Annotated in this window: 20 protein-coding genes and 1 tRNA gene; 16 read left to right on the top strand and 5 right to left on the bottom strand. The window is 50.5% G+C overall.

The genetic code is table 11. The annotated features are described in order from the left end of the window. Positions 1-75: 75 nt before the first annotated feature. Entirely contained in the window at positions 76-1533 is a 1458-nt protein-coding gene (pepD, locus tag FDW95_RS08570; protein ID WP_115259350.1) for a cytosol nonspecific dipeptidase, read from the bottom strand. Positions 1534-1795: 262 nt separating this feature from the next. On the opposite strand from pepD, the gene gpt reads away from it, so the two are divergent. The 3 genes from gpt to crl all read left to right on the top strand — a co-directional run bounded on the left by gpt (position 1796) and on the right by crl (position 4057). After that, complete coding sequence (gene gpt / locus FDW95_RS08565; protein WP_137363476.1) at positions 1796-2254, top strand: xanthine phosphoribosyltransferase; 459 nt, start codon at positions 1796-1798, stop codon at positions 2252-2254. Between the two features lie 99 nt (positions 2255-2353). Then, positions 2354-3598, top strand: coding sequence for an esterase FrsA (frsA, locus tag FDW95_RS08560; protein ID WP_115259348.1), 1245 nt, complete (start codon positions 2354-2356; stop codon positions 3596-3598). Between the two features lie 57 nt (positions 3599-3655). Next, the gene (crl, locus tag FDW95_RS08555) at positions 3656-4057 is read left to right on the top strand and encodes a sigma factor-binding protein Crl (RefSeq protein WP_096758190.1); all 402 of its coding nucleotides are present in this window, start codon (positions 3656-3658) and stop codon (positions 4055-4057) included. Positions 4058-4113: 56 nt separating this feature from the next. Here crl and phoE read toward each other — a convergent pair whose 3' ends face one another. After that, positions 4114-5169, bottom strand: a complete 1056-nt coding sequence (gene phoE, locus FDW95_RS08550; RefSeq protein ID WP_096758189.1) for a phosphoporin PhoE — start codon at positions 5167-5169, stop codon at positions 4114-4116. 288 nt (positions 5170-5457) lie between these two features. On the opposite strand from phoE, the gene proB reads away from it, so the two are divergent. The 6 genes from proB (at position 5458) to FDW95_RS08520 (ending at position 11964) form a co-directional block, all read left to right on the top strand. Then, positions 5458-6561 carry a glutamate 5-kinase gene (proB, locus tag FDW95_RS08545; RefSeq protein ID WP_096758188.1) on the top strand — a complete coding sequence of 368 codons (1104 nt, stop codon included), beginning with the start codon at positions 5458-5460 and terminating at the stop codon, positions 6559-6561. A gap of 11 nt (positions 6562-6572) precedes the next feature. Further along, the gene (gene proA, locus FDW95_RS08540; protein ID WP_115259347.1) at positions 6573-7826 is read left to right on the top strand and encodes a glutamate-5-semialdehyde dehydrogenase; all 1254 of its coding nucleotides are present in this window, start codon (positions 6573-6575) and stop codon (positions 7824-7826) included. A gap of 114 nt (positions 7827-7940) precedes the next feature. Beyond that, positions 7941-8016, top strand: a tRNA-Thr gene (locus FDW95_RS08535). 162 nt (positions 8017-8178) lie between these two features. Continuing rightward, positions 8179-9342, top strand: coding sequence for an integrase arm-type DNA-binding domain-containing protein (locus FDW95_RS08530; RefSeq protein WP_115259346.1), 1164 nt, complete (start codon positions 8179-8181; stop codon positions 9340-9342). A gap of 71 nt (positions 9343-9413) precedes the next feature. After that, the gene (locus tag FDW95_RS08525) at positions 9414-11063 is read left to right on the top strand and encodes an AAA family ATPase (RefSeq protein WP_115259345.1); all 1650 of its coding nucleotides are present in this window, start codon (positions 9414-9416) and stop codon (positions 11061-11063) included. A gap of 1 nt (position 11064) precedes the next feature. Further along, positions 11065-11964 (top strand): hypothetical protein, encoded by a 900-nt coding sequence (locus FDW95_RS08520; RefSeq protein ID WP_115259344.1) that lies wholly within the window; start codon positions 11065-11067, stop codon positions 11962-11964. Between the two features lie 207 nt (positions 11965-12171). On the opposite strand, the gene FDW95_RS08515 is transcribed toward FDW95_RS08520, so the two are convergent. From FDW95_RS08515 to FDW95_RS08505, 3 genes are read right to left on the bottom strand one after another with little or no spacing between them, the layout of a single operon-like run. Then, positions 12172-12747 (bottom strand): phage polarity suppression protein, encoded by a 576-nt coding sequence (locus tag FDW95_RS08515; protein WP_137363475.1) that lies wholly within the window; start codon positions 12745-12747, stop codon positions 12172-12174. Positions 12748-12763: 16 nt separating this feature from the next. Further along, a complete protein-coding gene (locus FDW95_RS08510) occupies positions 12764-13006 on the bottom strand; it encodes an ogr/Delta-like zinc finger family protein (protein ID WP_096758182.1) in 243 nt (80 codons plus the stop codon). Next, positions 13003-13806, bottom strand: coding sequence for a capsid protein (locus tag FDW95_RS08505; protein ID WP_096758181.1), 804 nt, complete (start codon positions 13804-13806; stop codon positions 13003-13005). The genes FDW95_RS08510 and FDW95_RS08505 overlap by 4 nt, the downstream gene beginning before the upstream one ends. Positions 13807-14359: 553 nt before the next feature. On the opposite strand from FDW95_RS08505, the gene FDW95_RS08500 reads away from it, so the two are divergent. The 7 genes from FDW95_RS08500 to FDW95_RS08470 form a co-directional block, all read left to right on the top strand. After that, positions 14360-14626 carry an AlpA family transcriptional regulator gene (locus FDW95_RS08500; RefSeq protein ID WP_096758180.1) on the top strand — a complete coding sequence of 89 codons (267 nt, stop codon included), beginning with the start codon at positions 14360-14362 and terminating at the stop codon, positions 14624-14626. Further along, entirely contained in the window at positions 14623-15183 is a 561-nt protein-coding gene (locus FDW95_RS08495; protein WP_096758179.1) for a host cell division inhibitor Icd-like protein, read from the top strand. Before FDW95_RS08500 ends, FDW95_RS08495 begins: the two co-directional genes overlap by 4 nt. Further along, positions 15176-15475, top strand: a complete 300-nt coding sequence (locus FDW95_RS08490; RefSeq protein WP_137363474.1) for a Derepression protein — start codon at positions 15176-15178, stop codon at positions 15473-15475. The genes FDW95_RS08495 and FDW95_RS08490 overlap by 8 nt, the downstream gene beginning before the upstream one ends. Next, a complete protein-coding gene (locus FDW95_RS08485) occupies positions 15468-15917 on the top strand; it encodes a hypothetical protein (RefSeq protein WP_115259992.1) in 450 nt (149 codons plus the stop codon). The genes FDW95_RS08490 and FDW95_RS08485 overlap by 8 nt, the downstream gene beginning before the upstream one ends. 104 nt (positions 15918-16021) lie before the next feature. Continuing rightward, positions 16022-16249: a hypothetical protein gene (locus FDW95_RS08480; RefSeq protein WP_115259991.1), complete on the top strand. Its 228-nt coding sequence runs from the start codon at positions 16022-16024 to the stop codon at positions 16247-16249. Beyond that, positions 16246-16566, top strand: a complete 321-nt coding sequence (locus FDW95_RS08475) for a DUF5375 domain-containing protein (protein WP_016151192.1) — start codon at positions 16246-16248, stop codon at positions 16564-16566. The genes FDW95_RS08480 and FDW95_RS08475 overlap by 4 nt, the downstream gene beginning before the upstream one ends. A 14-nt stretch (positions 16567-16580) precedes the next feature. Continuing rightward, positions 16581-18020, top strand: a 1440-nt coding sequence (locus FDW95_RS08470; protein WP_170972980.1) for a primase-helicase zinc-binding domain-containing protein, incomplete at its 3' end; no start/stop codon positions are given.

Below are 18020 nucleotides of genomic sequence, written 5' to 3'. Positions count from 1 at the left end.
AATACCTTATCCGGCTTACCTACGCGATCGTAGGCCGGATAAGCAGCAGCGCCATCCGGCATTTATTGCTGGGACTTACTTCGCCGGAATAGACTTCAGCAGTTCAGTCAGCAGCGTCCAGTAATGGCCAACGCTTTCGATATGAACCTGCTCATCCGGGGAGTGCGGACCCGTGATGGTTGGCCCGATGGAAACCATGTCCATTTCCGGATACGGCTTCTTAAACAGACCGCATTCCAGACCCGCGTGGATAATCTGGATGTTTGGCGTCTTGTTGAACAGACGCTGATAGGTTTCGCGCACCAGGTGCATGACCGGCGAGTTCGCGTCCGGCTGCCAGCCCGGATACGCACCTTTGGCTTCGGTTTTAGCGCCTGCCAGCTTGCCCAGAGAATCCAGCATGCTTACCACATAGTCTTTACCGCTGTCGATCAGCGAGCGAACCAGGCAGTGAATCTGCACGTTGTCGTCAGTCATGGTGACAACACCGACGTTCAGGGAGGTTTCCACCACGCCTTTTGCCACGTCTGAATTGCGGATCACGCCGTTTGGTGTCGCGTTCAGCAGACGAACAAAGGTATCGCGGGACTGAGCGGTCAGTGCGGCTTTGTCGTTAGTGACGGTATCCAGCAGCAGTGCCAGATTTTTCTCTTTTGCTGCCAGCTCGTTTTTCAGGATTTCCTGATAAGTGCTGACCAGCGCTTTTAACGCATCGACTTTATCTGCGGCAACAGCAAGGGTAGCAAAGGCTTCACGTGGGATCGCGTTACGCAGCGTACCACCGTTGAAATCAACCAGACGCAGATCCAGTTCTTCAGCGTGGCCAGCCAGGAAGCGTACCAGCAGCTTGTTGGCATTACCGAGGCCAACATGGATTTCGCCGCCGGAGTGACCGCCTTTCAGGCCTTTCAGCGTCAGCTTAAAGGTCTGGAAACCTGCAGGAATGGCTTCACGAGACAGCGGCAGATTGGCGGTGAAGTCGATCCCCCCCGCGCAACCCATGTAGATCTCACCTTCTTCTTCGGAGTCGGTGTTGATCAGAATATCTGCCTGCAGCCAGTTAGCCTGCAGACCAAACGCACCGTCCATGCCCGCTTCTTCGGTCATGGTCAGCAGAACTTCCAGCGGGCCGTGAACCACGCTGTCATCCGCCAGAACGGCCAGCGCAGAGGCCATACCGATACCGTTATCCGCACCCAGCGTGGTGCCACGGGCTTTCACCCATTCGCCGTCAATATAAGGCTGGATCGGATCTTTGGTGAAGTCGTGAACGGTATCGTTGTTTTTTTGCGGCACCATATCCAGGTGCGCCTGCAGAACAACCGGCTTGCGGTTTTCCATTCCTGCGGTAGCGGGTTTGCGAATCAGGATATTACCCACCTGATCGCGCTCGACGTGGAAACCTTTCTCTTGGGCCCAACTCAGAATATGTTCAGCGAGTTGCTCTTCATGGTAGGACGGATGAGGAATAGAACAGATTTTGGCAAAAATATCCCACAGCGGTTGCGGGGATAATTGAGACAGTTCAGACACGTTGAGTCTCCTTGGCGATGCCCTGCAAAATTGACTTACAGGCCACGGGGTTAGCAGAATTAAAAACACCACAAGTCAGGCTTGCGCGATGCAATTGAGAATACCACTTTCTCTGCTCACGGCTAGCAAAAAGCATGCAAAAAGAGGCCTGGATTCCGCTTAACACTGGTTTTTAGCGCGTCAGATCTCTATAATCTCGCGCAACCTATTTCCCCCTCGAACACTTTTTAAGCCGTAGATAAACAGGCTGGGACAACTTCACATGAGCGAAAAATACGTCGTCACCTGGGACATGTTGCAGATCCATGCACGTAAACTGGCAAGCCGCTTGATGCCTTCTGAACAATGGAAAGGCATCATTGCCGTTAGCCGTGGTGGTCTGGTGCCAGGCGCGCTGCTGGCGCGTGAATTGGGTATTCGTCATGTCGATACCGTATGCATCTCCAGCTACGATCACGACAATCAGCGCGAACTGACCGTTCTGAAACGTGCCGAAGGTGACGGTGAAGGTTTCATCGTAATCGATGACCTGGTTGACACCGGTGGTACCGCGGTTGCGATTCGCGAAATGTACCCTAAAGCGCATTTCGTCACCATCTTCGCTAAACCGGCAGGCCGTCCGCTGGTGAATGATTATGTTGTTGATATCCCTCAGGATACCTGGATCGAGCAGCCGCGGGATATGGGCGTCGTGTTCGTCCCGCCGATTTCAGGCCGCTAATCTAAATCGTTTTCAACGCCTGGCTATGCCGGGCGTTGTTCTTTTTGTGCCGTGTCAGGTTACACTATGCCTTAGTGAGTACTCATGGAGGCCGTAATTATGTCACAGGCTAACCTCAGCGAAGTCCTGTTTAAACCCCGCTTCAAACACCCTGAAACGTCAACGCTGGTTCGTCGATTTAATCACGGCGCGCAGCCGTCTGTGCAATCTGCCCTGGATGGCACAACCATCCCGCACTGGTACCGCATGGTGAATCGCCTGATGTGGATCTGGCGCGGCGTCGATCCGCGCGAAATCCTTGAGGTGCAGGCGCGTATCGTCATGAGCGAAGCAGAGCGCACGGATAAAGAGCTCTATGACACGGTTATTGGCTATCGTGGCGGGAACTGGATCTACGAGTGGGCGAAGCAGGCGATGGACTGGCAACAGAAGGCCATGGCAGAACAGGACCCACAAATTAGCGGACGCCACTGGCTGCACGCCTCTACGCTGTACAACATTGCGGCGTATCCGCATCTGAAAGGCGACGAGCTGGCTGAACAGGCGCAGGCCCTGGCGAATCGCGCGTATGAAGAGGCGGCTCAGCGCTTGCCCGGTAAGCTGCGCGAACTGGAATTCACGGTTCCCGGCGGTGCGCCGATCACCGGTTTTTTGCATATGCCAAAAGGTGACGGCCCGTTCCCGACGGTGCTGATGTGCGGGGGGCTGGATTCCATGCAAACGGATTACTACACCCTGTATGAACGCTATTTTGCCCCGCGTGGTATTGCCATGCTGACGCTGGACATGCCCTCGGTCGGGTTTTCGTCGAAATGGAAACTGACCCAGGATTCCAGCCTGCTGCATCAGCACGTATTAAAAGCACTGCCCAACATTCCCTGGGTCGATCACACCCGCGTGGCGGCATTTGGTTTTCGCTTTGGCGCCAACGTGGCGGTACGGTTGGCGTATCTCGAATCTTCGCGCCTGAAAGCGGTGGCGTGTCTGGGGCCGGTGGTGCATGCGCTGCTCAGCGACCCGCAGCGGCAGGCAAGCGTCCCGGAAATGTATCTTGATGTACTGGCCAGCCGTCTGGGTATGCACGACGCCTCTGATGACGCACTGCGTGTCGAGCTCAATCGCTATTCATTAAAGGTACAAGGCCTGTTGGGCCGACGTTGTCCAACGCCGATGCTATCGGGCTTCTGGAAAAACGATCCGTTTAGTCCGGAAGAGGAGTCTCGCTTAATCACATCGTCATCTTCTGACGGTAAGCTGATGGAGATCCCGTTCAACCCGGTGTATCGCAATTTTGATAAAGCGCTGCAAGAAATAACCGGATGGATCAATCAGAGATTGTGTTAATAGATTGCTAAATTTTATTGATTTGGTAAAACAGTTGCTTCACCTAAGGAGATCGCAATGACGTTACCGAGTGGACACCCGAAAAGCAGATTGATCAAGAAATTCACCGCGCTTGGCCCCTACATCCGGGAAGGGCAGTGCGAAGATAATCGATTTTTTTTCGATTGTCTGGCTGTTTGCGTCAACGTGAAACCCGCGCCGGAGAAGCGTGAATTCTGGGGCTGGTGGATGGAGTTAGAAGCACAAGAAAAACGCTTCACGTACAGCTACCAGTTTGGTTTGTTTGATCAAGACGGCAACTGGACCGCCGTGCCCATCAAAGAGACTGAAGTGGTAGATCGACTGGAGTACACCTTACGTGAGTTCCATGAAAAATTGCGTGGGTTGCTAACGTCGCTGAATCTGGCGCTGGAACCTGCGGACGACTTTAAAGATCAGCCGGTTAAATTAACGGCATAGTGAACAGCAAAATGCCGGATGGCGGCGCAACCCCATCCGGCATTTTTTATGTTAGATCAGAACTGGTAGGTCATCCCCACTGCGACGATATCATCATTGTTGATGGCCAGCTTATTATCGCTATCCAACTGGTTGATTTTATAATCAACAAATGCTGACATATTCTTGTTGAAATAATAGGTCGCGCCAACGTCGATATAATTCACCAGATCTTCATTGCCGATACCTTCAATATCTTTGCCTTTCGACAGCACATATCCCAGGGACGGACGCAGACCAAAATCAAACTGGTACTGAACCACTGCTTCGACGTTCTGTGTTTTATTGGCGAAACCACCGGATATAGGCGTCATTTTGCGCGTTTCAGAGTACATCGTGGCAATATAAATATCGTTGGCATCGTATTTTAAACCGGTTGCCCAGGCTTCGGCTTTATCGCCCGCGCCACGGTTTTGCAGATTCTGCTGATTGGTACGATCGGAATTGGTATAGGCGCCGCTGATGGCGAAATCGCTGCCGCCAAAGTCATAGGTCACCGACGTACCAAAACCGTCGCCATTCTGTTTTTTCACATCGCGGTCTTCGTTTTTACCCTGGTATTGCAAGGTGAGATCCAGGCCATCAACGACGCCGAAGAAGTCGGTGTTACGGTACGTCGCCAGACCGCTGGCGCGTTTGGTCATGAAGTTATCGGTCTGCGCGGAAGAGTCCCCACCGAACTCCGGGAACATATCGGTCCACGCTTCAACGTCGTACAGCGCACCCAGGTTACGACCGTAGTCGAAGGAACCGAGGTTTTTCAATTTCAGACCCGCGAAGGCCAGACGTGTTTTTTGCTGGTTAGGATCGCTTTCGGCTTTATTGCCTGCGAACTCTGCTTCCCAACGACCATAACCGGTCAGCTGATCGTTAATTTGAGTTTCACCTTTAAAACCAAAACGGATATAGCTTTGGTCGCCGTCTTTGCTGTCATTATCGGTCATGTAGTGCATGGCTTTAACTTTGCCGTACACATCCAGTTTATTTCCGTTCTTATTATACACTTCCGCTGCCTGTACGGATGCCGATGCCATAATACCCATCACCACTAATGCCAGAGTGCTCTTTTTCATTTTCATTCCTGATTTAAAGTACGCGCGAATATTTACTGGGTGTGTTCCCCGTTCAAAGACAGGAGGGTTTTTAACGTCTGGCAATGAACGTTTTATGACAAAGTAAGAATATTTTTAAAAAAGAATGTTTATTTGTTTCTGTCATAAAAACGTCAAAACTTGCCGCTACGCTTGCTGATCCTGCGCAATAAAATTTCATGCTTTGTGCGCTGGCTGTTGGCAACCGGGGCCAGTCCTGCTAAAACGTTCGTTTGATATCATTTCCCCAATCTTGAATGGCAGAGAATCATGAGTGACAGCCAGACGCTGGTGGTAAAACTTGGCACCAGTGTGCTAACGGGCGGATCGCGCCGCCTGAACCGTGCCCACATCGTAGAACTGGTCCGCCAGTGCGCGCAGCTCCATGCCGCAGGGCATCGCATTGTTATTGTTACCTCGGGCGCGATTGCCGCCGGGCGTGAACATCTTGGTTACCCTGAACTCCCGGCAACGATCGCCTCTAAACAGCTGCTGGCGGCAGTAGGGCAGAGCCGACTGATTCAACTCTGGGAACAACTGTTCTCCATTTATGGCATTCATGTCGGGCAGATGCTGCTGACGCGTGCGGATATGGAAGACAGAGAACGTTTCCTTAACGCTCGCGACACGTTACGTGCGCTGCTGGATAACAACATCGTTCCTGTCATCAATGAGAACGACGCGGTGGCAACCGCCGAAATCAAAGTCGGTGATAACGACAACCTGTCGGCGCTGGCGGCGATTCTGGCCGGGGCCGATAAGCTGCTGCTGCTCACCGATCAGCAGGGCCTGTTCACCGCTGACCCGCGTACCAATCCGCAGGCTGAGCTGATTAAAGACGTCTACGGGATTGATGACGCGCTGCGGTCTATCGCCGGAGACAGCGTCTCTGGTCTCGGCACCGGCGGTATGGGCACCAAGCTGCAGGCGGCAGACGTGGCCTGCCGCGCCGGTATCGACACCATTATTGCCGCAGGCAGCAAGCCTGGCGTGATTGGTGATGTAATGGAAGGCGTGTCCGTGGGGACGCGTTTTCATGCTCAGGCTTCTCCGCTGGAGAACCGCAAACGCTGGATCTTCGGCGCACCGCCCGCCGGGGAAATCACCGTCGATGAAGGGGCGACCTCCGCCATTCTGGAACGCGGCAGTTCGTTATTGCCCAAAGGCATTAAAAGCGTGACAGGCAACTTCTCTCGTGGTGAAGTGATTCGTATCTGCAATCTTGAAGGGCGCGATATTGCCCACGGCGTCACTCGCTATAACAGCGACGCGCTGCGCCGTATTGCCGGACACCACTCTCAACAGATTGACGCGATCCTCGGCTATGAATATGGCCCGGTTGCCGTCCATCGCGATGACATGATCACCCGTTAAGGAGCAGGCATATGCTGGAACAAATGGGCATTGCTGCCAAAGCAGCGTCGTATAAGCTGGCGCTACTCTCCAGCCGCGAAAAAAACCGCGTGCTGGAAAAGATTGCCGATGAACTGGAAGCACAAACCGAAAGCATCCTCAGCGCTAACGCACAAGACGTTGAGCAGGCACGGGAAAACGGTCTGAGTGAAGCAATGCTTGACCGTCTGGCGCTGACCCCGGCACGTTTGAAAGCCATCGCCGACGACGTACGTCAGGTGTGCAACCTCGCCGACCCGGTCGGGCAGGTGATTGACGGCGGTCTGCTGGATAGCGGCCTGCGTCTGGAGCGTCGTCGCGTCCCGCTGGGCGTGATTGGCGTGATTTATGAAGCGCGTCCTAACGTCACCGTTGATGTCGCCTCCCTGTGCCTGAAAACCGGCAATGCGGCGATCCTGCGCGGGGGCAAAGAGACGTACCGGACAAATGCGGCAACCGTGGCAGTGATTCAGCAGGCGCTGGAGGCCTGTGGTTTACCGGCGGCCGCCGTGCAGTCGATTGATAATCCGGACCGCGCGCTGGTCAGCGAAATGCTGCGCATGGATAAGTACATCGATATGCTGATCCCGCGCGGCGGCGCTGGCCTGCACAAACTGTGTCGCGAACAGTCGACTATTCCGGTGATCACTGGCGGTATTGGTGTTTGTCATATCTATGTGGATGAAAGCGCAGATATCATCGCCGCACTCCGGATTATCGTTAACGCCAAAACCCAACGCCCGAGCACCTGTAATACCGTCGAGACGCTGCTGGTGCACCAGAATATCGCCGGACGCTTCCTGCCCGTGCTGAGCCAGCAGATGGCGCAAAGCGGCGTCACGCTGCATGCTGATGAGGCCGCGCTGACTCAATTGCAGGCCGGTCCGGTCAACGTGGTGGCGGTAAAAGCACAAGAGTACGACGATGAGTTTCTGTCGCTGGATCTGAACGTAAAAATTGTCAGCGACCTGGATGAGGCCATCGGCCATATTCGCGAACATGGCACCCAGCATTCCGATGCGATCCTGACGCGCGATATGCACAACGCCAACCGCTTCGTTAACGAGGTGGATTCGTCTGCGGTGTACGTTAACGCCTCCACCCGTTTTACCGACGGCGGCCAGTTTGGACTGGGTGCGGAAGTGGCAGTCAGTACGCAGAAATTACACGCACGCGGACCGATGGGGCTGGAAGCACTGACCACATACAAGTGGATCGGCTTCGGTGACGACACGATTCGTGCGTAATTGAAACCGGGTGATGCAAAAATAGGCGTTTGATTCGCAAGGCCATTGACGCGTCGCCCGGTTAGTTTTAACCTTCTACCCCGTGTTCACAATCGTGGGCATGTCTTTATCAGTGCCGATATAGCTCAGTTGGTAGAGCAGCGCATTCGTAATGCGAAGGTCGTAGGTTCGACTCCTATTATCGGCACCATCTCAACTTCCCTAAACGTCCGTATTAGTCCATAACATATCTGATTTATAACGTTTTTTATTATTTTAAGTCCATAGTAGTCCGTAACCATCCAGTAGAATCCGGTACTGAATGTGTATAGGATTGTGTATATGTTCCTGTTCGGTCCGGATTCCTATACACATGCCTTTAAACGATATGCAGATTCGTCGCGCTAAGCCTGAAGCTAAAGCCTATACACTTGGAGATGGGCAAGGGCTGTCTTTGCTTATAGAACCTAATGGAAGCAAGAGCTGGCGGTTCCGCTATCGTTTTGCCGGTAAACCAAAAATGATCTCGCTGGGTGTGTACCCGACAATCACACTTGCCGATGCGCGTTCTCGTCGCGACGATGCCCGAAAACTGGTAGCCGAAGGAAAGAATCCGAGCGAGGTTCGAAAAGAGCAAAAGATTGCTTTGCAAACGGAATCCGAGAGCGCGTTTGAAAAGATAGCCACAGAATGGCATCAGATGAAGTCTACCAAATGGTCAGAGGGCTATGCCTCAGACATAATGGAAGCGTTTCAGAACGACATTTTTCCTTATGTGGGGGAAAGACCTGTCGGCGAAATTAAACCTCTAGAACTGCTTAATGTGCTGCGTAAAATGGAGAAACGCGGTGCGTTAGAGAAAATGCGGAAAGTTCGACAGCGTTGTTCAGAGGTTTTTCGTTATGCGATAGCTACAGGAAGGGCTGAATTTAATCCTGCAGCAGATCTCTCTAGTGCTCTCGAAGTGCATCAATCAAATCACTTCCCGTTCCTAAAGGCTGATGAAATACCTGATTTTCTGCGTGCTTTAAACGGTTACACCGGAAGTCAGCTTGTCCAGATAGCCACAAAATTACTCATGATTACTGGCGTTAGAACCATCGAATTACGCGCGGCCTTATGGTCAGAATTTGATCTAGATAACGCTATTTGGGAAATTCCTGCGGAAAGGATGAAAATGCGTAGGGCGCACCTTGTGCCATTGTCGACTCAAGCGTTAGATTTACTCAATGAACTCAAGATCATGACAGGGAACTATCGTTATGTTTTTCCGGGGCGGAACGATCCGAACAAGCCTATGAGTGAGGCTAGTATCAACCAAGTCATAAAGCGAATTGGATATGCTGGGCGCGTTACAGGGCATGGGTTTAGACACACGCTTTCTACAGTTCTGCATGAGAATGCTTTTTCTACGGATTGGATTGAGATGCAATTAGCTCACTCAGATAAAAATAGTATTCGTGGTACTTATAATCATGCGCAATATCTTGAAAAACGTAGAGATATGATGCAGTGGTATTCTGATCTCTTTCTTTAATTCTAATTATTACTGGCAAGCATAGTTTAAATGTTAAAGTTTTATGAGAGTTTTAATTAAGGTGGGGAGCCATGATAACAACAAAGAATGTTTATTTTAGCAGAGCTAACAAAGAAGCTGCTGTGATTTTAAATGTTAATAATGTTTCTAATTATAGCAAGGGTTACATGGGGAGGAGTGTATATATACTGGACGTTGATATGTATATACAGCTGGAAGGTGAGAAAAATAATGAATATATTGATGAAGAAATCAAAAGTCCATTAAGAATGCTGCTTTTGGGCGGAATTCTTAATGAAGAAGGATTATATAATGAGTTCTCGAAAAGAGATGTTTCATTATATAACCTTAAGAAGGATTTTAAGTTTGATTATATATGTCAAATGTCTGATGATGGATATAGATATATTAGAAGTACACTTGGCTTAAGCGATTCGCTATCATTGCTAAAAGCCATGAAAGATTTTGGTGTGAATTATAATATAGTAAGAAGTAAATCGTTCCTTGAAAAGTTTTCTGATAAAATTTTCTTTACGTTATTATTGGATAGTACATTCAGTACATATGCATTTGATAATGGATATAAATATTTCAGTGCTGATGATGATATTATTTATCAAATGGCAGCGCCAGATTCTCTAAATGTTAAATTAGAAACTGATAGTTATCATAAAATAAACTTCTCAAATATTTCCAGTATAAACATACCTATACACTCATTAATTGGTAAAAATGGAAGTGGTAAAACATATCTAATGAGTAAACTTATAAAGCAATCTATTTCATCTGAAATTGGAGGAGGGGGGGTAGGCGCAGTTTTTAGTCGAATGATAGTTATTTCTAATACAATTAATGATAAGTGTTATAGACCCTCTAATATAACAAGAGATAAAACGAAACTTAATAACTATCATTTTATTTCATTAACATCTGAAAAGTATTACAACAAGCTTTTTCCTCGAGGTAAAAAGCTTATGCTTTTCTCACTGTTGGAAAAAATACAGAAAAGAGACTCACATAAACGCGGTGGTTTTGAACAGGGTCACTTACTTGATATAGTTACTGAAAATGTAATTCCGGGGTTTTCATTTTCAATAAAAACTAACATTAGGGAAAATTTATATAATAATTTCTCAGAGTTAACTGGTCGTTATGGGCTTATCAATTTGACGTATAATCGCGACTTAATAAGTAACTCTGAAATTGAATATGCACTTCCTGATGAGGATATTCGTTTTTATAAAAATGGTGAGCCATTTACCTTAAGTTCAGGCCAGTTATCATTTTTAGTTAGCATGTTTTCCCTTATATCAACTATTGAAAGTAATAGTTTAGTCTTGATCGAAGAACCTGAAAATTTTCTACACCCGAGTCTATTAACTCATTTTATAAATGCATTGACCAAAATACTCCGTGATACCAATTCAGTAGCAATCATCGCAACTCATTCTGCTCTAGTTTTACGGGAGATACCATCGGAACAAATAACTATATTGCAACGAAGATCCGATTTTACGATGTACCAATCTCCAAGAATTGAGACCTTCGGAGCTGACACTCACCAAATAATGATTGATGTTTTTGGCGACTTATATTCTAACGCTTTGTTTAGAGATGAGTTAAAAAACTTTGCTAAAGGAAAAACAATAAATGAGATATTAGTTCAGTATGCTCATTTACCCTCTGATATTTTGAATAAAATCATATTGGAGAAAAAATGAAATGAGGATTCTGTCAAAGCCGGAAGGAATTGATGAGTTAATAGAAGGATTAGATATGGAGTCCTCTGTTGATGCAATTCTGGCCCTTGATTTACCTGTGGGAGTAATTGGTTTAAGAGATAAAAGAAGTGAACTTATACGTGAGATGGAAAAGTATCACGTTGAAATGAGTGAAAATGGTTTTTTATCTCATGACATTAGAGAGAATCTAACAGAATTTCAAGAGGCACTTGAGTGGATTTACCTTCACCCGAGCAAGTTGAGGAAAACTGACTATATAAAATCCATTCGGAAAATATATGCGGAAAGCGGCACACTATGTCCCTACTGTGGAGTTTCTCCTTGCAGAACATTAGACCATTACTATAATAAAGCCTTACTTCCTCAGTTCGCATTTCTTCCCAATAATCTCATCCCGTGTTGTGGGGATTGTAATCGGGATAAAGGTTCTAAAAAAGCTTTTAGTAAATGGAGGCGACTCGTTAATCCGTTCTATGACGACTTTTCATTGCTTGAAATAAATGAGCCGCTTATATATATTATTTTCAAAGAAAGACCTCACCCTGCAGTAGATATGGAGTATATTATTACAGCCAATCATAATCTTGACTTTCCCATTAGAAAACAAATTAACTATCATATTAGAACAGTTAACATCTCGACTTGGCATCATGAAGCTATAAGCAACTCATTCTGGAGAAATGCAAGGGATTTAATTGTGTACAAAAACCTTTACTTGCATGGTCGAGTAGATGATTTAGGTTATAATGCTATTTTGAGTGGTTTAATACAAAAAAATGGTAGTGTTAATTATGATTGGGAATATATTGTAAGATACTCACTGATTAAACTTAAAGTTAATAGCTGGATTTATAACAGCAGATTACCGAAATTGACTTGATATATCTATTACATTCAGCGCGCAATGCTCTCCCCGCCACGCCTGCCCGCTTCGTGGGGCGCTTTTAATGCAGGTGCATGAAGGGATTCAGGCCGCGCCAGTGCTGGTGCGACAGGGTGTGGGAAATTCAGGGTTTTGCATGCAAAGCCATGCAGCGTAGGCATGCATGGCTATTTTTATTAAAAAGACGGGTATTTTCGGGGCGTTTTATGCGGATTTTTTGCGGGTCTGCGCGGCCTGTCGACGCATGAAAATCTGACTCTGTTCAGGCGTATATTTTGCCCGGTTGTCGTCTCTCGATGCTCTGTCAGGCCGGAAACCGATGGTTGTCAGAATGTCGCGATCTTCCTCTGCGTAATCAATATTTCCTCCGCGGGTTACATGAACAGACAGCGCTTCGCGAACACTGGCGGCCGCCCGGTCGAGAGCCCGTTCTCTGACGATGTCAGGTTGTTCGCTGAGATGCAGTAATTCCGGTGCCAGCGCGGCGGCCAGCGCGTCGCCGCTTACCTGCATAAAGGCGTGGAGCTGACGACGGACGCTGATACGCTGCACGGCTTCATGTGACCGGATGTACTGCCCGGCCGACTGATTTACCACCCATTTTTTCAGGTCAATATCATCCCGCAGCGCCTGTGCTGCCTCCGGTTCATAACAGGTACAGGTCAGCTCCAGCTCTTTCAGCGCCATTTCAGCCCGCGCCAGTGTTGACTTGCTGCTCATCCAGTCCGATTTATTCTTCTGACAGGTTTCAAAGGCCTGTTCCAGTAGTGCTCGTGCCATTCTCTTTTCTCCTGAATCAGTGGCGCAGCGATGACCGGGCGCAGTCCAGAATTCGGGGCGTTGTTTCTGGTACTGTCTGTGGTGGTTCGGGTTTTTCTTCTGCCGGTGGCCGTATCACCTCGTCGATAGACTCGATGGTGCGAAAGGTCGTGGAGCAAAAGACATTCACACACTGGAGGTAGCTCTGTTTGACGTTATCCGACAGGTAACGGCTGGTACGAACATGGGCAGCCTGTTTGCAGTACGGACAGCGCATCATGGCTTAACTCCCCGCGATTTTTTCTTCTGTGCCAGCTCTTTAGCCCGCGCCATTCTGAGGGCGGGGCTTTTGTAGAGTTTCATATCCACGCCGGTGAGTGCCGGACGGTAAAGCCCAATTTGTGAAATCACCGGCTCCTGCTCCATGTTGAATGCGTAATACTGGCTTTGCGTAAGTACGTTCTCGCCCAGCTCCTGAATCAGGATATTGTGAGGGTGTTCTTCTCCCTTCATTTCGAGCTCACGCAGACGTAACGCAAAAGCGCGTATTAGTGCTGGAGGGATATCTTTAATCACGGCCGCCCATTCGTTTCGGGCGTAAACAGAGAATGCTCCAGAATGAGCACCAACGTACTCACCACCTGATGTGCATGCGGCCAGCATGGCACGGGCTTTATCATCCTCCAGTTCGGCAATCAGGGCGGTGAATTCCTCCGCCAGCTCCCGACCGGCCACTCGCTGACTGTGTTCGGCTTTCAGTTCCGGGGTCATCATGCCGCGCAGTTCGCGAAAACGGGTACGCCAGTTCTGTTCAGCTTCGGCACTTTCATTCAGGGCGTTCTGACGCTCTTTCTCGCTGCGGGTAATGGCGGCATCAATATCATTCAGTTTCAGCATATTTTCCGTGTGCGCGGATTTGGCCTTGCTGAACGCGTCAAGAGCGTTATTTATCGTGGTCTCTGCGTTCTGGTTTGCTTTCTCGTTAAGGGTATCCAGTGCGCTGTCAATGGCCGTGCGGATGTTCTCATCCTGCGTGCTGCCGATGGTTTTCATTACTGCGGTAAACAAATCTGGTTTCATCGTCGGGTTCTCTCTGTGTTTTCAACCTGACGCCATTCTGCCGTCCCTCAGACAACAACTCGATTCATTGCTGTTGTAGCAGACATGGCACAAACAGGACTTAAAAACCCGGCTGGCCAGAGAAAGGTCGCAGGGAAACTCCTCTCTCTGTTTGTTTTTTTACTAATAACTATTCACTACTGTTCACTCAATATAAAAATATAAGTAAAACAATGGATTAAAGGGTGAACAGTTGAGAGTGAAGTGTTCACCAACTGTTCACTACTGTTCACTCCAGAGAAATTGAGCCTTATCTCATAATTATGTTAATTCCTGTTAATTAAGTAATATCCATAGATGTAACTAATCAAAAATAAATTCTGATTTCCAACTGAAGCCATTTAAAGTCACTTAAAGCGACTTGAAGTTTTTGTTGCTCAAAATTCAGACAGCCTGTGTCACCTCTCATACAAAATTCGCTTGTTGCATCAGACCAAAATATTCACAAAATAGAGCGCTACCTGATACCGGACGGATACGTCCGGATCTCTGCGGATATTAACGAGGTAGCGTTATGCATACAGTTTCATCAGTACCACCGTCTCCCACTGGTACGTACACGATGCCGGTTTCAGCCCCGATTCAGGAACGTTTTTTACGTCTCCCGGAAGTCATTCATCAGTGTGGCCTGTCCCGCTCCACGCTCTACGATTTAATTGCCCGCAATGCTTTCCCGGCGCAGGTTTCCCTCGGGGGTAAAAATGTCGCCTGGCTACAGTCTGAAATCACGGCGTGGATGGCAGAACGTGTCGCGCACCGCAACCGGAAATACGACGCATGAATCAGAGCCGCTTTCACAAAGTCCCTTTTTCTGGCTTGCATCCGTTGTGTGTTTCCTGGTACAGTTTTGTCGCTGTCGCAAAATCGACAGCCGGAATTGGCGTTCCGTGTAACTCAATGGCGACAACAGACGCGCTATGCGTCTTTTTTTATGTCGTAGCTCAGACACACCCATTTTCCGGGCTGTGGTGTTTATGCGCACACCGCGGTTCCTGTCAGATAATGGTAGTCCGGGCGGGGCAGCCTTCGGGCTGGCCGGTATTCATTGAGGCCGGTTACGCCAACCCCGTTCGGGCTGCCACCAGTGAAATTGGCGTTTCCGGTGGTAGCAGCAACCGCTACTCAATGGAGATTGCCATCATGGCTACGACCCTCACCCCGTCACACCCTCAGTTTGTCTTTGTGTTTGCCGCTGTCCGTCGCGCAGACCGTAAGCCCCGTATCTGTATGCTCCGCACCGTTGCCGGTGACGAGCTGGCCGCCCGCCGCACCCTTGTCCGGGAATACGTGCTTTCCCTTGCCGCTCGTTTACCGTTGGCGGGGGTGTGTCATGCATAATCAGCCTGCCGCTCAGACCGTCTCAGCGCGTCGTGATGACCTCAATGCCATCAGTGAACACCTGAGCCTCGAATCATTCCATAAACTCAACCGTGCCTGTGAAACCCTGCAGTATTTCGGCAGTGATTTACGACGCCATGAAATCAACGGACTCAGCCAGCTTTATACCCCGCAAATCCTGAGTTATGTGCATGAAGACATCAGCCATGTGCTCGAAGAACTCAAGGCCAAAGGCCTGTGCCGTGACTTTCTCGTCACGACGTCAGGAAACGGAGGTGAGCACCATGTTTGATTTTCCTCAGCCGGGTGAAATATATCGCTGTACAGGATTTCCTGACGTGGTGGTGTCGGGCGTGCTGGCCGACGGAATTCCGTGGGATATGCCGTACCGCTGTCCGGGGCTGGTCTGGAACCCGTACCGGCGCACCTACACCATCCTCATTCGAATTATTGCCGGTGGCAGCATGGCAGAGATTCCGCTCGGTCGTTTTTTGCGGGACTTTACCTGTGAGCATCCCGATGTATTTAAGCGCAGCCCTGAAAACCGCCACGCCGTATTACGCGAAATAGCGGCCGACCCGGCATTACAGCAATACCGGGCGCGGAATATCGATAACTATCCTGACGATATTCCCCCGGTTAAACGCCCGGCGCCGGTGGCGCATAAATGGCGGAATAATTTCAGGCCGGAAACGGAAATAAAACCGGATAACAGCTACCGCCATTATCTGTAATTAAAAAACGATAACGAATATTAAATGTGCGTATCTGCGCAGGGATACGCACGTCCTCAGGAGACGAAATAATGCCTGTTAACAGTACGGAACGGCCGCAGAATATAAACCAGCCCACCATCAGCCGGGCAGACCTTGAATGCCTCGAACATCTTCGCAACGTCGGCCAGCTCGTCGGCGACCTGATGCAGGTGCAGGGCTGTACCACCGTGCGCCATAATCCGGCGCAGCAGCTACAGCTCACCTCGGTGATTTACCTCATGACTGCCCGGCTCGACGGCGTGGTCGACCGCTGCAATCAGCACTGGCTGACCGGGGAGGGCAGTGTATGAAAACCGCACTATCTCCCGTTCTGCGCGCTGCACTTTACCGCCGCGCGGTCGCCTGTGCCTGGCTGACCCTGTGCGAACGTCAGCACCGCTACCCGCAGCTCACGCTCAGTACGCTGGAAAGCGCCATTGCGGCAGAGCTGGAGGGCTTCTACCTGCGCCAGCATGGCGAGGAAAAAGGCCGCCAGATTGCCTGTGCCCTGCTCGAAGATTTAATGGAAGCCGGTCCACTGAAAGCCGCCCCGTCGCTGTCCTTTCTCGGGCTGGCCGTGATGGATGAGCTTTGCGCCCGTCATATCACCGCACCGGCACTGCACTGAGGGAGAAAATAACAATGAAAATGAACGTAACGGACACCGTAAAACAGGCGTGCGGCCACTGGCCGCGCATTCTCCCTGCGCTGGGTGTGAAGGTGATTAAAAACCGCCATCAGTCCTGCCCGGTGTGCGGTGGCTCTGACCGTTTCCGCTTTGACGATAAAGAGGGGCGCGGGACGTGGTTCTGTAACCAGTGCGGTGCGGGGGACGGCCTGAAACTGGTTGAGAAAGTGTTCGGCGTGACCCCGTCAGAGGCGGCCGGAAAGGTGAACGCCGTGACCGGCAACCTGCCACCGGTTTCCCCGGCGGTGACTGCGGCCGCAGAGGCTGAAACTGAGGAAGACCGCAAAGCGGCGGCCACGCTGGCCGCAAAACTGACGGAGAAAGCCCGCCCGGCCACCGGCAATGCCTACCTCACCCGCAAGGGCTTCCCCGGCCGGGAATGTCTGACGCTCACCACCCTGCATAAAACCGGCGGTGTGACGTACCGTGCCGGCGATGTGGTTGTCCCGCTTTATGACAATAGCGGCGCACTGGTTAACGTCCAGCTCATTAACGCTGACGGTCTCAAGCGCACCCTGAAAGGCGGTCAGGTGAAAGGGGTGTGTCATATTCTCGACGGGAAAAAAGAGGCGGGAAAACGGCTGTGGATAGCTGAGGGCTACGCGACCGCGCTCACCGTGCATCATCTGACCGGGGAAACCGTCATGGTGGCGCTGTCGTCGGTGAACCTCCTTTCTCTGGTAAGCCTTGCCCGTCACAAATATCCGGCCTGCCGGATTGTGCTGGCCGCCGACCGCGACCTTAACGGCGACGGCCAGACCAAAGCGTCTGCGGCCGCAGAGTCCTGTGAGGGCGTGGTCGCCCTGCCGCCGGTGTTTGGTGACTGGAATGATGCGTATACACAGCACGGCGGGGATGCCACGCGTAAAGCCATTTATGACGCCATCCGGCCACCGGCTGACAGCCCGTTCAGCACCATGAGCGAGGCGGAATTTACCGCCATGAGCACCAGTGAGAAAGCCATGCGGGTGCATGAACATTACGGCGAAGCGCTGGCCGTGGATGCGAACGGGCAGCTCCTGTCCCGCTATGAGGCGGGAATATGGAAAATCATTCCGCCATCGGACTTTGCGCGCGACGTGGCCGGGCTGTTCCAGCGTCTGCGCGCCCCGTTTTCATCGGGGAAAATTGCCTCGGTGGTGGACACCCTGAAACTGATTATTCCGCAGCAGGACGCCCCGCCACGGCGGCTGATTGGCTTTCGCAACGGGGTGCTCGATACCAAAAGCGGAGTATTCAGCCCGCACAGCAAAACGCACTGGCTGCGCACGCTGTGCGATGTGGATTTCACCCCGCCGGTGGAAGGGGAAACGCTGGAGACGCACGCGCCGAATTTCTGGCGCTGGCTCGACCGTGCCGCCGGTTCGTGCGCCGATAAACGGGATGTGATACTC

It is taken from the genome of Citrobacter sp. wls718 (assembly GCF_005280945.1).
Lineage (GTDB): Bacteria > Pseudomonadota > Gammaproteobacteria > Enterobacterales > Enterobacteriaceae > Citrobacter > Citrobacter gillenii.
The sequence above is the reverse complement of the archived record's forward strand: the minus strand, read 5'-3'. Positions and strand labels throughout refer to the sequence as shown.